Source organism: Pseudomonas sp. Pseusp10 (assembly GCF_059492225.1).
Map to the genome: position 1 here is coordinate 4,052,308 of NZ_CP168528.1, position 15,852 is coordinate 4,068,159.

At 62.4% G+C, this 15,852-nt stretch carries 12 protein-coding genes; all 12 read right to left on the minus strand.

Translation table 11 applies throughout. From position 1 onward, the window contains the following. Nucleotides 1-265: 265 nt before the first annotated feature. On the minus strand, nucleotides 266-628 hold the full coding sequence (locus ACEN8Z_RS18290; protein ID WP_495595152.1) for a DUF6124 family protein: 363 nt from the start codon (nucleotides 626-628) through the stop codon (nucleotides 266-268). A 487-nt stretch (nucleotides 629-1,115) separates the two neighbouring features. Beyond that, on the minus strand, nucleotides 1,116-1,826 hold the full coding sequence (locus ACEN8Z_RS18295; protein WP_495595153.1) for an NAD(P)H-dependent oxidoreductase: 711 nt from the start codon (nucleotides 1,824-1,826) through the stop codon (nucleotides 1,116-1,118). Between the two features lie 9 nt (nucleotides 1,827-1,835). After that, on the minus strand, nucleotides 1,836-3,482 hold the full coding sequence (locus tag ACEN8Z_RS18300; RefSeq protein ID WP_495595154.1) for an ABC transporter ATP-binding protein: 1,647 nt from the start codon (nucleotides 3,480-3,482) through the stop codon (nucleotides 1,836-1,838). 2 nt (nucleotides 3,483-3,484) lie between these two features. Next, nucleotides 3,485-4,312, minus strand: a complete 828-nt coding sequence (locus ACEN8Z_RS18305) for an ABC transporter permease (RefSeq protein ID WP_495595155.1) — start codon at nucleotides 4,310-4,312, stop codon at nucleotides 3,485-3,487. 3 nt (nucleotides 4,313-4,315) lie between these two features. After that, nucleotides 4,316-5,275 carry an ABC transporter permease gene (locus ACEN8Z_RS18310; protein ID WP_116261327.1) on the minus strand — a complete coding sequence of 320 codons (960 nt, stop codon included), beginning with the start codon at nucleotides 5,273-5,275 and terminating at the stop codon, nucleotides 4,316-4,318. A 187-nt stretch (nucleotides 5,276-5,462) separates the two neighbouring features. Further along, complete coding sequence (locus ACEN8Z_RS18315; RefSeq protein WP_495595156.1) at nucleotides 5,463-7,064, minus strand: ABC transporter substrate-binding protein; 1,602 nt, start codon at nucleotides 7,062-7,064, stop codon at nucleotides 5,463-5,465. 97 nt (nucleotides 7,065-7,161) lie between these two features. Further along, nucleotides 7,162-8,577 (minus strand): aldehyde dehydrogenase family protein, encoded by a 1,416-nt coding sequence (locus tag ACEN8Z_RS18320; RefSeq protein ID WP_495595157.1) that lies wholly within the window; start codon nucleotides 8,575-8,577, stop codon nucleotides 7,162-7,164. Beyond that, the gene (locus ACEN8Z_RS18325; protein WP_495595158.1) at nucleotides 8,570-9,760 is read right to left on the minus strand and encodes a pyridoxal phosphate-dependent aminotransferase; all 1,191 of its coding nucleotides are present in this window, start codon (nucleotides 9,758-9,760) and stop codon (nucleotides 8,570-8,572) included. The genes ACEN8Z_RS18320 and ACEN8Z_RS18325 overlap by 8 nt, the downstream gene beginning before the upstream one ends. A gap of 24 nt (nucleotides 9,761-9,784) precedes the next feature. Continuing rightward, entirely contained in the window at nucleotides 9,785-11,392 is a 1,608-nt protein-coding gene (locus tag ACEN8Z_RS18330) for a 5-guanidino-2-oxopentanoate decarboxylase (protein WP_495598155.1), read from the minus strand. A 10-nt stretch (nucleotides 11,393-11,402) separates the two neighbouring features. Further along, nucleotides 11,403-13,502 carry an acetate--CoA ligase family protein gene (locus tag ACEN8Z_RS18335; protein WP_495595159.1) on the minus strand — a complete coding sequence of 700 codons (2,100 nt, stop codon included), beginning with the start codon at nucleotides 13,500-13,502 and terminating at the stop codon, nucleotides 11,403-11,405. A gap of 18 nt (nucleotides 13,503-13,520) precedes the next feature. Then, on the minus strand, nucleotides 13,521-14,681 hold the full coding sequence (locus ACEN8Z_RS18340) for an acyl-CoA dehydrogenase family protein (RefSeq protein ID WP_007981552.1): 1,161 nt from the start codon (nucleotides 14,679-14,681) through the stop codon (nucleotides 13,521-13,523). 40 nt (nucleotides 14,682-14,721) lie between these two features. Continuing rightward, entirely contained in the window at nucleotides 14,722-15,513 is a 792-nt protein-coding gene (locus ACEN8Z_RS18345) for an enoyl-CoA hydratase/isomerase family protein (protein ID WP_495028277.1), read from the minus strand. Nucleotides 15,514-15,852: the final 339 nt, after the last annotated feature.

A 15,852-nucleotide genomic window follows, 5' to 3' on the forward strand; every position in this document is an offset into this window, starting at 1 on the left:
CACCCGGTCGTTGGCAGATCGTGGTGTTCGGCGTAATGGAGGCTACAAGCCCGCCACTGCACCAACAATTCCATTCTCGGCGACTTCAGTGTTTGCGTATTCAGAACAATGCTGGCGTCGTTGAACTGAGGTATGCCCCCAATCACCTGTAGGAGCGAGCCTGCTCGCGATGGCGGCGCGTCAGACGAAATAGACGTCGACTGACACGCCGCCATCGCGAGCAGGCTCGCTCCTACAGGTCTATCGGTGATCTGGAGATTTGTGGTTATTCAGGCGGATCGAGCTGATCCAGCGCCCGGTTCACCGCCAGTTCGCCGAGCATGATGACTTGCGCAATGCCGAGCAGCGCATTGCGGCTGGTTCCTTGCAGATGATCCACCAGATCGGTGGCCATGACATTGGCCGACGCCAGCGATTCACAGGCATGCACCAGCAAGGTTTCGACGTTGAGTTCGGGGTTTACGATGAACATGGAACCGGGTTTGCGCGGCGTGGCCATGATGCTGGGGCCGGGGTTCAGGTAGTGATCGAGGGCGCGCTCGGCGGCTTCGTGGGGCTTTTGGGAGTCGAGGGTTTCGTACGGGGATGTCGGATCGGTGTCCGGCGGGTTGGGTGTGACTTTGAACATGGATGAAACTCCTGGATGTAGATGAGGAGCCATCAACCTTCGCTACCAAACGAGGGGTGGCGGCCATACGCAGGTTGGTAGACCGGCCCAGGAACCCGGCGCATCCGAAGATGCCCTACGCATGGCCACCATTAAGCAGAGACAAAAAACTCTGCAAAGCGTGGTGCTCTGCGCCTGGATAACCGGGCTACCAAACCCGATCGCTGTTGTTTTGCAGCGACCGGCCAACGATAGAACCCGCCCCCAAGACGCACAAGCCGGCGGATTCTGGCGTAGCTGTAGGCAATGACGCAAGCCGACGTAGCTTGCGGGAAGTAACGCTGACAGCCTTTAAACAGCCCTTAAACACTCCTCGATTTGGGCAGCCAATACACGCCCCCCTGTGGGAGCGAGCTTGCTCGCGATAGCGGACTGTCAGCCAACATTGATGTTGAATGTACTGCCGTCATCGCGAGCAAGCTCGCTCCTACAGGGTATGTGGTGTTAATCAGGCCTTGGTGGTCAGCGGATAGAGCTTGTCATCAAACTGCGCCAACTTCGGAAACACCAGAGGCTGATCATCACTCAGGTGTTGCAAACGCTGGCCGTAATCAACCAGAAATTGCTGGCGCGCTTCGTCGCTGATGTACGGCACATGCCAGGCCACGAAGGGTTCCAGTACATCAAAACCAACATAAGCCAGGGTTCCGCGCAGGATCGGGCGCAGCATGTCTTCAAGCGGGCCGTGAATCGCGCCCTCACCGAACATGTGTTCACGCCCGCCCAGGGTCACGGTCACCAGCGCCTTCTTCCCAGCCAACCCACCCTGATCATAGAAGCGTTTGCCGCCGTAGCAGATGCCCGACACCAGCACCCGATCAATCCAGCCCTTGAGCATGGCCGGGGTGGAGAACCAGAAGATCGGGAAGTTGAGGATCAGCAGGTCGGCCCACAGCAGCTTGTCCAACTCGGTCTGGATGTCCGCCGCCAAAGACTGGCTTTTCACGCCCAGGCGTTGTTCCAGGGCATAGACCAGGTACTCGGGGTTTTCCCGATTCGAGAAATCCGCGTCGCTGGCCACAGGATTCCAGTTCATTTTGTACAGGTCGCTGACCTGTACTTCGTGGCCCTGGGCTTCGAGGGTGGCGACAGCCTGGTCGCGCAGGGCGGCGGTGAAGGATTGCGGCTCCGGGTGAGCGTGGACGATCAGCACTTTCATGGTGGTTCCTTAGACTTTTTCCAGCGTATCGGTAGTAGGTTTGGAAGCGCGTGCGGCCAGCAACCGGTCGAGCCAGTCGGGGTCCATTTGCGGTTCGGAAGAAAACAGCAGGCCGGTGTAGTCCTGATGTGGCGGGGTGAAAATCTGGCTGCGCGAGCCGTGGTCCACCACCCTGCCCCGTTGCATCACCAATACCTCATCGGCAATCGCCCGAACAGTAGCAACATCGTGGGTGATGAACAGGTATGCGACACCCAGTTGTTGCTGGATGCGGTTGAGCAGTTTCAGTACGCCCTCGGCCACCAGTTGATCCAGTGCCGAGGTCACTTCATCGCAGATGATCAGCTGCGGATCGGCCGCCAGGGCCCTGGCGATGCAGATGCGTTGTTTCTGCCCGCCGGACAATTCACGGGGCTGACGCTCCATGAAGGTGGCCGGGTCGAGTTCGATCATCTCCAGCAGTTCGGCGACCCGGGCGCGCATGGCCTTGCCCTTGAGCCCGAGGTAGAACGTCAGCGGTCGGCCGATGATATCGACAATGCGCTGACGCGGATTCAGCGCGGTGTCGGGGATCTGGTAGATCATCTGGATGCGCCGCAGCTGTTCCTTGCTGCGCTGGCGAAAGTCCGCCGGCAAGGGTTCGCCGTCGTACAGCACCTGGCCGTAAGTCGGCGGCAGCAAACCGGTGATCAGCCGCGCCGTGGAACTTTTGCCGCTGCCGGATTCGCCGATGACCGCCAGGGTCTGACCGCGATACAGCTTCAGGGAAACATCGTGCAGCACCGGTTGCCGGCCGTAACTGGCGCAACTGTTGCGCAGTTCCAGCAGCGGTTGTTCCTGTTGCGGGCAAGCCTTGGGTTCGGTGCGGAAACTGCGCACCGCCCACAGTGATTTGGTGTAGTCCTCCTGCGGGTCGCCGAGCATCTGCCGGGTCTCGGCCTCCTCCACCAGTTTGCCGTGGCGCAGCACCATGATGCGGTCGGCCATTTGCGCCACCACCGCCAGGTCGTGGCTGATGTAGATCGCCGCGCTGCCGTAGGTCGCGACTGCATCACGGATGGCGGCGAGGACTTCGATCTGGGTGGTGACGTCGAGCGCGGTGGTCGGCTCGTCGAAGATGATCAGGTCCGGGTGGCAAGCCATGGCCATGGCGGTCATGACTCGCTGCAACTGGCCGCCGGAGACTTGATGCGGATAGCGCTGGCCGATGGTTTCGGGATTGGGCAAGCGCAGCACCCGATACAACTCCACCGCCTCGCGCATGGCCTGTTCGCGACTCATGCCGCCGTTTTTCACAGCGGTTTCGACGTGTTGGTCGATCAGTCGATGGGCCGGGTTGAACGAGGCTGCCGCGCTCTGTGCCACATAGGCAATACGCAGGCCGCGCAGTTTGCGCAGGGCTTCAGGCTTTGCATTGAGCAAGTCGATGCCGTCGAAATGCACCGAGCCGCCGGTGATCCGGCAGCCGTCGCGGGTATAGCCCATGGCCGACAGGCCGAGGGTCGACTTGCCCGCGCCGGACTCCCCGATCAGCCCCAGCACCTCGCCGCGTTGCAGGGTCAGATCGATGCCTTTGATCAGCGGGTGCCAGGCATCCTCGTAGTGGCCTTCGATGTGCAGGTTGCGGATTTCCAGCAAAGGTTTTGTGCTCGTCATGTTCAGCATTCCTTGAGACCGCTGGATTTGTGCAGCATCCAGTCGACGACGAAGTTGACGCTGACTGTGATCAACGCCACGGCCAGGGCAGGCAGCAACGGGCTGATGTCGCCGAAGGTGATCAGCACGGCGTTGTCACGCACCATGCTGCCCCAGTCGGCGGTGGGCGGTTGAATGCCCAGGCCGAGGAACGACAAGGCACTGATGAACAGGAACACGAAGCAGAAGCGCAGGCCGAACTCGGCAATCAGCGGCGCCGCGGCGTTGGGCAACACTTCGCGGGTGACCAGCCACCACAGGCCTTCGCCACGCAGGCGTGCGGCTTCGACGAAGTCCTGCACCACCACGTTCATCGCCACGGCGCGAGACAGTCGAAACACCCGGGTCGCATCCAGCAACGCAATCACCAATACCAGCGAAGTCGCCGTGGTGCCGACCACACTGAGAATCAGCAAGGCGAAGATCAGTTGCGGAATGGCCATCAGGATGTCCACCACCCGCGACAGGCCCTGGTCGACCCAACCGCCCTTGATCGCCGCGATCAGACCGCTCAAGCCACCGAGCAGAAACGCCAGCACGGTGGTCAGGAAGGCAATGCCCAGGGTGTTGCGCGCGCCATAGACCAAGCGGCTGAACATGTCGCGCCCCAGGTTATCGGTACCCAACAGGAACTGTCCGCCCCACGGTGCGAAGCCCTCGCCCACCACCTGGGTTTCACCAAACGGCGCCAGTACCGGCGCGAACACCGCCACCAGCACGTACAGCACGATCATCGACAACCCGAACTTGGCGCTCAGCGGCGCCCGCCACACTTGTTTCAACAGGCTCATGGTCTACCCCTTCGGATGCATCAGGCGTGGGTTGCTGGCAATCGACAGCACATCGGCGCTGGTGTTGAGCAGGATGTAGGTCGCGGCAAAGATCAGGCTGCAGGCCTGCACTACCGGGATGTCGCGCTTGGCCACCGAGTCCACCAGCAACTGGCCGAGCCCCGGATAGACAAACACCACTTCAACCACCACCACGCCGACCACCAGGTACGCCAGGTTCAGGGCTACCACGTTGACGATGGGTGCCAGGGCGTTGGGCAAGGCGTGGCGGAAGATGATCCGCGACTGGCTGATGCCCTTGAGCCGGGCCATTTCGATGTAGGGGCTGGCCAACAGGTTGATCAGGGAGGCGCGGGTCATGCGCATCATCTGTGCGATCACCACCAGGCTCAGGGTCGCCACCGGCAGTACCGAGCGCTGCAGAATCGTACCCAGCGAAGCGTCCGGCGCCAGGTTGGAAATGCTCGGGAACCAGTTGAGCTTCACCGCGAATACCAGAATCAGGATGTAGGCGACGAAGAACTCGGGGAACGACACCGCGCTCAGGGCCGAGGTGTTGAGCAAACGGTCGAACCAGCTGTTGCGGTACAGCGCGGCGAGCATCCCCAGCAGCAAGGCCAGCGGCACGGAAACCAGCGCCGCCAACAGCGCCAGGCTGAAGGTGTTGCCCAGACGCGCGCCGACCAGTTCAGCGATCGGTCGCTGGTTGGCCAGTGACACACCGAGGTCGCCTTGCAACAGGTGCCAGATCCAGTGGCCGAAACGGGTCAATGGCGGCATATCCAGCCCCAGCTGCGCACGGTAGGCCGCCACGGTTTCCGGGGTGGCCGACTGGCCGAGCATGGCCTGGGCGATATCGCCGGGGAGCATGCCGACGGCCAGGAAGATGATCACTGAGACGGCGAACAGGGACAGCAGGCCCAGGGCCAGGCGTTGCCCCAACAGCTTGAAAATACTTCTCATCGTGCGGTTCCTTGAAAATGGGCACGCTTGCATAATCCTGCAAATTTCTACTGCGGGAACACGACCCCCTGTGGGAGCGAGCTTGCTCGCGATAGCGGACTGTCAGCCAACATTGATGTTGAATGTGCTGCCGTCATCGCGAGCAAGCTCGCTCCCACAATCGATCTCCACAGTTCAACTTTCCGGTTTACGCCTGCCACCAGCGTTCGATCACCCGCAGGCCGTCCAGCTCGCCATACGGCGCGGTCTGTCCGCCGTGAACGACGCGGTTGGAGCGCGCCGCCACGGAGCTGGCGAACAGCGGCACGATCGCCCCGCCCTCGTCCCGGCACAGCGCCTGCATTTCGTTGTACATCTCGCGGCGCAGCGGGTCGTTCATCTCGCCGCGAGCGGCATTGAGCAGCTTGTTAAACCTAGGGTTGTCCCAGTGGGTTTCGTTCCACGCTGCACCCTTGGCATAGCCGATGCTGAACATGCGGTCGGCAGTCAGGCTGCTGTACCAGAACGAGGTGGTGAAGGGTTGTTTCATCCACACGTTGGAGAAGAAGCCATCCGCCGGCTCGCGCACCACGTCGATGTCGATCCCGGCGGCACGGGCCTGCTCCTTGAACAGCACCGAGGCGTCCACGGCGCCGGTATAAGCCGCATCGGAGGCTTGCAGGCGCACCTTGAGCGAATCCAGGCCGGCCTTTTTCAGATAGAAGCGCGATTTGTCCGGATCGTAGGTGCGTTGTTCCAGCGCGGTGTTGATGAAGCGGCTGCCGGGCTGGATCGGGTGGTCGTTGCCCACCAGGCCATAACCGTGCAGCACCGAGGCCAGCAGGGTTTCGCGGTTGATCGCATGTTTCATCGCCAGGCGCACGTCGTTGTTCAGGAATACCTGGCTGTCGGTGAGCATCGGGAAGGTGTAGTGCTGGGCGCCTTTGGTTTCTTCGATGACCAGGTTCGGGTTGCGCTTGAGCAGCGCGACGGTTTTCAGGTCGACCTTGTTGATCACATCCACTTGCCCGGTAACCAGCGCATTGACCCGTGCAGCGCCGTCGGCGATGGCAATCAGTTCGGCACTGGCGAAGTGCGCCCGGCCCGGCTTCCAGTAATCAGGGCTGCGTTCCAGGGTCATGCGCACGCCCGGTTCGAAGTCCTTGAGGCGATAGCCACCGGTGCCGGCACCGGCCTGCCAGTCCGCGGCGCCATCCTTGCCGGGCATGATCGCCAGGTGGTAATCGGCGACCACATAGGAGAAGTCAGCGTTGCCCGAATGCAGCTCGAACACCACGCTGTCGCTACCGTTGGCACTGACTTTGGCCACGTCACCCAGCACGGTCTTGGCCGCCGAGGTGGATTTCTCGCCGAGGTGATGCTGGATCGACGCCACCACGTCATCGGCGGTCAGGGTCTTGCCATTGTGGAAGGTCACGCCCTGACGGATTTTGAAGGTCCAGATGCGCGCGTCCGGGGTCGAGGTCCAGCTCTCGGCCAGTTCCGGAATGGCCGTGCCGTCGACGGCAATTTCGGTCAGGGTGTTATAGACCGCCGAGAAACCGACGAAGGTGAAGGTATCGCTCCACGAGCCCGGATCTTTCGAGTCGGTGGTGCTGCCACCGGCCAGACCCAGGCGCAACACGCCGCCGGGTTTGGGTTTGGCTTCTTCAGCGAAGGCGCCAAACGGCAGGCCCATGGAGAACGCCCCGGCCATCGCCGCAGCCGCCGCGCTGTACTTCAAGAAGTCTCGACGCGGGAAGCTGAACTCATGGTTCGCTTGAGTAATCTTGTTTTTGTTATCGCTCATTGCATTACCCCTGATAAAAGCTAATGAAATACCGGTTCAAAACCACGCAAGACACCGGGCCAGGGCCCGGTGCATACAACGTTTGAATCGCCAGCCGTCACACCTGGATCGCCTTCACTTCGACGAACTCGTTCAGCCCCTCTTCACCCCATTCGCGACCGTTACCCGATTGTTTGTAGCCACCGAACGGCGCCTGATAATTGAACGCCGCGCCATTGAGGAAGCACTGACCGGCGCGCATCTGACGCCCCAGCTGCAAGGCGCGCTCGGCACTACTGGCCCAAACGCCGCTGGACAGGCCGAACGGCGAGTCATTGGCCATTTGCACCGCTTGCGCCTCATCGGCATAAGGGATGAGGCACAACACCGGGCCGAAGATTTCTTCCTGGGCGATGCGCATGCGGTTATCGACATCGGCGAACAGCGTCGGGCTGACATAGAAGCCGCGCTCGAATGCCGACGGCGCGTCACCGCCGCACAGCAGCCGTGCGCCTTCCTGCTGGCCGACCTTGATGTAATCGAGCACGGTGCGTTTTTGCCCGGCCGAACACATCGGACCGAGAAAGCTTTGCGGGTCGAGGGGATCACCCATGCGCAGGCTCAGGGTCTCTTGCAGGGCGATTTCCACGGCTTCGGCATAGCGGCTGGCCGGCAGCAGCATGCGGGTCAACGCGGTGCAGGTCTGACCGGAGTTGATCATCACGTCCTGCACGCCGTAACGCACGGCCGCGTCGAGGTCCGCATCCTCGGCAATCAGCAGCGGCGACTTGCCACCCAGCTCAAGGCACACACGCTTCACCGAAGGCGCCGCCGCTTGGGCGACCCGCACTCCGGCGCCGGTGGAGCCGGTGAACGACACCATGTCCACGTCCGGGTGTTTGGCCAGCGCTTCGCCGACTTTCGAGCCCGGGCCGCTGACCAGGTTGAACACCCCAGCAGGCAAACCGATGTCCTCGATCATTTGCGCCAACAGGAAGGCATGCAGCGGCGTTTCCTGGCTTGGCTTGACCACCACGGTGCAACCGGCGGCCAGGGCCGGGGCGAGTTTGCCGATCAACTGGTGCAGCGGGTAATTCCACGGGTTGATGAACGCGCAGACACCCACTGCTTCGCGTATCACCAGCGAATTGCCGACTTCGCGCACCTCGTCCATGAGATGAGCCAGTTCGACGTACTGCTCAAGGCCAGCGATCGGCCCGTCGACCTGCACCGAGCGGCACCATTGTACCGGCATGCCCAGTTCAGTGGTGATGACCGCGGCCATCTCATCGGCACGATTGCGCAGTTGATCGGCCAGTGCACGGATATAACCGGCACGCACGCTGGACGGCGTGCGCGACCATGAAGCGAATGCCCGGCGAGCCGCCGCCACGGCGTTTTCGACATCGAGTTCATCACCCAGCGGAACGCTGCCGCACACTTGCTCGGTGGCCGGGTTGATCACCTCGGCGATGCCCTGCCCCGAAGGTTTCTGCCAGCGACCATCAATAAACAACGCCTTGTGGTTAAGCATGTAGCTGAGCCTCCATCAGTTCTTGGGCACAACGGGCAATGCGCTGGCAGGCATCGCGTAGCGGTTCAGCGCCGACCACCAGGCCGAGTCGGATATGACCCGCCGCACTCGGACCAAAGGCCTCGCCCGCCAATACCGACACACCGTGGCGATCCAGCAAACAGTCGGCAAAGGCCTGGGCGCTGAGCCCGGTCTGGCGGATATCGAGCATCACGAACATGCCGCCATCGGGTTTCAGTGCGCGTACGCCTGGGCAGTCAGCGAGGCTATCGCACACCAGATCGCGACGCTGGCGATAGGCTTCGCGCATGGCTTGCAGTTCCGGCAGGTTGCTTTCCAGTGCGATGACGGCAGCGTCCTGAATGAAATCCGGCGAGCCGTAGAGCATGCACAGCGCGAGGTTTTCCAGGTGCGCGGCCAGCGATGGCGGCGCCACCACCCAGCCCACGCGCCATCCGGTCATGGCGTGGGATTTCGACAGGCTGTTGAGGGTCGCGGTGCGCTCGGCCATGCCCGGCAGGCTCGCCGGGCTGACGTGTTCACCTTCGAACAGCAACTCGCTGTAGACCTCGTCGGAAATCAGCCACAGGTCGTGGGCGATGCACAACTCAGCCAATGCGGCCCACGTGCTGCGCGGCAGACTGGCGCCGGACGGGTTGTGCGGGCTGTTCAGCGCCAGGGCACGGGTACGTGGAGTGATACGTGCGGCGACGTCTTCAGGCAGCACGCGGAAGCCATTCTCCGAGCGCACGGGCACCGGCACCACCACGGCGCCGCAGGCACCGAACACCGCTTCGTAGGTGACGTACATCGGCTCGGCGACGATCACTTCGTCACCCGGATTCAGCACGCATTGGGCCACGCTGAACAGCGCACATTGTGCCCCGGCCAGTACAGTCACCTGATCGGCCGAAACGCTTTGGCCGCTGCGTTGTTGATGACGCTTGGCGATGGCTTCACGCAGGGCACGCTTGCCGCGCACCTCGGCATAGTGAGTGTTGCCATTGAGCAGGCTGTCGATGGCACCCTGCACGATGGGCTGCGGCGTATCGAAATCCGGGTCGCCCACGGACAACAGCAGAATGTCTGCGCCTTGCTCGCGCAAGGCTAGTGCACGGTAATGAATATCCCAGGCGGCAGCGCCATCACCGGCGATTCGTTGAGTCAGATCGGAAAAGCGCATGGCCCCATCCCCTTGAAATACAGATCAGTGCGCACAGGCGTGCTTGAGTTCGATCAGGGTCACGCCGTTGCGCTTGAAGCCGTGGCGCAAGTCAGCCTGCAACTCCGTCAGGTTTTGCGGCTGCGTCACGGTGCAGCCGAACGCACGACCGAGGGCGGCGAAATCCGGGTTGCGCGGCAATACGCCGATGGGCTCGATGTCGAGGCCAAGCATGTCGTCGCGGATTTGCCCCAGCGCGTCGTTGTTCCACAGCAGCACCACCAGCGGGCTGTCCAGCTCTTCGACGGCGGTCGCCAGCTCCTGGGCGGTGTAGAGGAATCCACCGTCACCGACCAGCACCAGTCCCGGACGTTGCGGTGCGCCGAACTTGGCACCGATCCCGGCCGGCAGGCCGTAACCCAAGGTGCCGTAGCCGGTCGGATGCAACCAGCTGCGGATGGCCAGGCTGTCGAAGGCGTAGTTACCCGTATACGCAAGCTGGGTCATGTCGGTGCTGATGAACGCGTTGTCCGGCAGCTCTGCGGCGATACGGTCGAGAATCGATTGATGGATCGACTGCAACGGGCCATGGCTGGCCTTGACCGCTTCACGCAGTGCAGTGACCGAGGCAATCGCAGCGCTGGCATCACGTACGTCGGACGGCAGGCGCTCAAGCAAGCCACTGAGGGTTTGCTGCGCATCGCCATGCAATGCCACTGCGCAGGGGTAGAAGTCGTTGAATTTGCGTGGGTCGATATCCACCCGCAGCAGTTCAGCGTTAAGCGGCAGGCGTTCGCGCCAGTAGTCGGTGTCGGCCATTTCGGTGCCGACCGCCAGCACCACGTCGGCCTTGGCGATCAGGTTCCAGCCCGGTTCCACACACAAGGATGAGCCGGCATTGAGTGGCGCATCCGGCGGCAGCAGGCCCTTGCCGGCGACACTGGTGAACAGTGGCGCAGCGAGTCGAGTGCTGATTTCTTGCAGTTCAGAGGTGGCATTGAGTGCACCACCACCGGCGATGATCATCGGCCGTTTCGCACCTTCGAGTTTGGCCACGGCTTGATCCAGCGCATTGGCAGATGCCGGACCACGACCCGGACGACGCACCACCTCATTGCTCCAGTCACGGGCAATCGGCGCCGACAGCACGTCCAGCGGCACCGAGATGTGCACCGGGCGCGGCCGCTCGCTGTCGAACACCGCGTAGGCACGGGCGACCAGTTCCGGCAGATCTTCGGCGGTCAGCGCCACAGCCGAGAACGCGGTAATCGGCGCCGTCATCGCGCGCTGATCCTGACACTCGTGCAGACTGCCCCAGCCCTTGCCAAGGCTGGCGCTGTGGTTAACGCTGGAAATCACCAGCATCGGTATCGAGTCGGCGTAGGCCTGGCCGATGCCGGTGGCGGCGTTGGTCACGCCGGGGCCGGTGATGACGAAGCACACACCGGGTTTGCCGCTGACCCGGGCGTAGCCGTCGGCCATGAAACTGGCGCCTTGTTCATGACGGGTCAAGACGTGGCGGATGCCGCTGCCGGGCAAGCCACGATACAGCTCCAGGGTGTGTACGCCGGGGATGCCGAACACGGTATCGACGCCGTAGTTGGCCAACAGACGCACCAGGGCCTGGCCACCGGTCAACGTTTTGCTTTGCATATTCATGTCCTCACTCGTGGCCGAGGCGAATTAACGCATCGACCGCAGTCGTGCCTTGGGCACCGACCAACAATGGGTTCACATCGAGTTCCAGCAACTGTGCGGCGTTTTCGCAGGCGTAATCGGCCACGGCGCGGATCGCGGTCACCAGGGCGTCGAGGTCTGCGGACTCGCGACCACGGAAACCTTGCAGCAACGGCGCACTGCGCAGGCTGAGCAAGGCCTTGCGGATGGCGCCGTCGGTGGTCGGCAGCAACAGGCTGCGACTGTCCTTGAGCAATTCCACCAGAATGCCGCCGGCACCGATCACCAGCGCGAGGCCGAAATCGTTTTCGCGTTTGATGCCGACGATCAGTTCGGCCAGTGGCGGTTTGGCCATTGGCTCCAGCAACAGTTGATCGAGGGCTACACCCGGCGCGTAAGCGGCAATGCTGGCGCGCATCTTCTCCAGTGCTGCGCTCAACGCCGCGCCATCCTTGAGGTTCAGCGCCACGGCACCGGCTTCGGTTTTGTGCGGAAGCTGTGCGCTGACCGCTTTGAGTACCAGCGGATAGCCGAGGATCTCGGCGTCTTTCAGTGCCTTGTCCGGGGTGCTCAACACGCCGTTTGGCGTCGGCAGGCCAAAGGCTTTTAACGCCTGTTTGGAATCCCATTCATTGAGCAAGCGCCCTTCGCCTTCCAGTGCGTGCGGGCACAGCGGCACCAGTGCCGATTCGCCCAATGCCAGCAAAGCCTGGCGATTGCGCTGATAACCGGCGATGCGGCCCCACGCGGCCAATCCGTCTTCAACGCCCTGCAAAGCCGCGACGCCTTGTGCGTGCAGACGCTCACGGGCATGGGCCGGCAGCAACTCGGGGAAGGCCGAGGTGACAAAACCGGTCTTGCCGTGACGTTGCAGTGCCGCGCAGTACAGCTCCAGTAGCAGGTCACATTCCTTGCGCTCGCCGGTGAACTCCGACGGGTAGTCGAGTACCAGCATCGCCGCGTCGGCTTCGGTGCGCAGGGCGCTGTCGAGCATGCGGTTCAAGGCTTCGCCGTCGCCCCAGATGGCCGTGGTGAAGTCCAGCGGATTGACCAGGTTGGCGTAACTCGGCAGCACCTGTGCGAGTTCGCCGACCTGTCCTTGATCGAGTTTCGGCAGGCCCAGGTCGTTGCGTTCGGCGTAGTCGGCAATCAGCCCTGCGTCGCCGCCGGAACAGGCCAGCGCGATCAGGCTATTGCCTGCCGGCAGGTTGCCGCAGGCGGCGGCTTTCAGGGTTTCGACAAAACTCACCGGGCCGCTGACGCGGATCACCCCGAGACGGTCGAACAACGCGTCGTACAGCGCATCGGAACCGGACAGCGAACTGGTGTGACTCAAGGCCAGTTCGGCGCCGATCTGCGACACGCCGGTTTTCAGGGCAATGATCGGGATGCCTTTTTCCAACGCCTTGTGCGCGGCCCGGGCGAAACCCGGGACGTTTTTCAACCCTTCCAGGTGCAAGCCGATGGCGGTGACCCGCGGCTCGTCGAGCAGCACGTCCATCAATTCGGCGACGCCCAGTTGCGCCTGATTGCCGACCGAAGCCATGTAGGCCACCGGCAGCGAGCGGTCGCTCATGGACAGGTTGTAGGCGAAGTTGCCGCTCTGGGTCAGCACCGCCACGCCCTTCTCCACCGCTTTGCCGCCGTGGGCCACCGGCCACAGCGCGGAGCTGTGCAGGTAGTCGAGCAGGCCGTAGCAGTTGGGGCCAAGCAAGGCCATGTCGCCAGCGGCCTTGAGCAATTGCTGTTGCAGAGCCTGGCCTTCGGCGCCGGTTTCGGCGAAACCCGAGGCGTAACAGATTGCCCCGCCGGCGCCGACGGCGGCCAGTTCGGCCACACAGGTCAGCGTCAGTTCGCGGTTGGTGGCGATGAACACGGCGTCCGGGCCGCAAGGCAGCTCGGCAACGCTGCGCACGCACGGCACACCTTCAAGGCTGTCGTGCTGTGGATTGACCAGCCACATTTGCCCTTGGTAGCCACCTTCGGCACAGCGCTTGAGGGCGCGCGCCATGCTGCGGCCACCGACAAACGCGACGTGTTGCGGCGCAAGCATGCGTTTGAGGTTGTCACGTATCTTCTGGGACATGGTTGTTCTCCGGTCCGATCAGCGCAGCAACGGCCGCAGCAGCTCGCGGGAAATGATGTGGCGCTGGATTTCCGAAGTGCCTTCCCAGATCCGCTCGATCCGCGCGTTACGCCAGATGCGCTCCACCGGACCTTCGTCCATCAGGCCCATGCCACCGAAAATCTGTACCGCTTCATCGGCGGTACGGCCGAGCACTTCACTGGCGAACAGCTTGGCCATGCCGGCCTCGCCATCGGTCATGGTGCCCTGGTCCATTTTCCAGGCGGTGTGCAGGGTCAGCAGTTCGGCGGCGCGGATTTGCGTGGCCATGTCGGCCAATTTGAACGACACGCCCTGGTAAGTACCGATGGGCTGGCCGAATTGCTTGCGGTCCGCCGCCCATTGCAACGACACGTCCAGTGCGCGCTGGGCCTGACCGACGCAGTTGGCCGCGACCATCACGCGCCCGGCCGTCAGCCAGGCGTTGGCCACATCCCAACCCTTGCCGACTTCGCCCAGCACTTTGCTGGCCGGCACACGGCAGTCGTCGAAGAACATCTCGAAAGTGTGGTAACCACGGTTGCTCACGCACTTCGGTCCACGGCGAATGGTCATGCCCGGGGTGTTGCGGTCGACCAGGAACGAGGTCACGGCGTTACGCTTTTTGCCGTTGTGTTCATAGGTGTCGGTCACGGCAAAGACGATGGCGAAATCGGCATGCCCGGCGTGGCTGATGAAATGCTTGCTGCCATTGAGAATGAAGTCGTCGCCTTCACGCACGGCGCGGGTCTTGATCGCATTGGCATCGGAACCGGCACCCGGCTCGGTCAGGGCGAAGCAGTCGATTTTCTCGCCCTGGATGCACGGCAACAGGTAGTCGTTGATCTGGTCGCCAGTGCAGGCCATGAGGATTTTCGACGGCCGCGCGACAAACACGTGCAGTGCCCAGGACACCTTCGACAGCTCACGTTCGATCAGCGCCTGGGACAGGTAGTCCAGGCCACCGCCGCCCACTTCTTCGGGCATGTTGAAGGCGTAGAAGCCGGCTGCAATCGCCTTGCCGCGAATCTGCGCCGCCAGTTCCGGGGAGACCTCGTCGGCACGGTCGACTTGTTCTTCATAGGGCAGCAGTTCCTTCTCGACGAAGCTGCGTACCGAGTCCACCAACATTTCTTGTTCTTGGGTCAGTTGGAAATTCATGCTGCTACCTGTTGTTCGTGTACTGAAAGAAGTGTGGGAATCAACGGCCGACGAAACGTGCCGGACGTTTTTCCATGGCGGCGCGCAGGGCTTCGTTGCCGTCTTCGCTGCGACCGCACAACAGGCCGGCGGCGAGCTCGGCCTGCAGTTGTTCGGGCAGGCTGCGTTCGGCACCTTCGCGCATGAGTTTTTTGGTCTGGGCGAAAGCGAAGGTCGGCCCGCTGGCCAGGCGTGCAGCGAGTTCACTGGCCACGGTCAGTAGCTGATCATCAGCGCAGACTTCACCGACCAGGCCGGCACTCAGGGCACGGTCGGCGCCCCACAATTCGTCGAGGAACAGCAGGCGCTTGGCCTGCTCGCTGCCGATCAGGCGTGGCAGGTGCCAACTGGCGCCGGCATCCGGCGAGTACGCCATGCTGGTGTAGCCGGCCTTGAAGCGCGCCGATTGCCCGGCGATGCGCAGGTCGCAGCACAGGGTCAGGTCCATCCCGGCGCCGACGGCGGTGCCATTGATGGCGGCGATGGTCGGTTTTTCCAGACTGTGCAGGCGCGTCATCAAGGCGTGGGCGGTTTCGGTCCAGCCATAGGTTTCCAGCGCGCCCCGGGCTTCGGCATCGGCCCATTCATCGAGGTCGGCGCCAGCGCAGAAGCTGCGGCCACTGCCCGTCAGAACCACCACGCGCACCGCCGGATCGGCATTGAAACCGTCGAGCAAGGTGTGCAGGTTTTTCAGCGTCGGAATGTCCAGCGCATTGCGCTGGGCAGTGCGATTGAGGGTGATCCAGGCAACGCCTGCTTCGACCTGGCTAAGCAGCGACGATTGAGTGGTCATGGGAATCCTCGAATTATTGTGATTGGTCTGAGGTGATGCGACTTGAGGCCATACTAAACGAGTGTTCAGTAAGGCGGCAATCGGCGGGGAAATGGGCTGTAACAAGCTCACAAGATCAATTAACCATTGATTTTATTAGATATTTTTTATATTTCGAGGGATGTGCTGTTGCCGCTGTTACAACTTCGAACAACTGCTGACAGCTGGTAGGTCGTCGATTTACTGATCGCCACAAACCACTGTGGGAGCGAGCTTGCTCGCGATTGCGGTGGATCAGTCAACAGTGATGTTGAACCTGATGCCGCCATCGCGAGCAAGCTCGCTCCCACAGGGAATGTG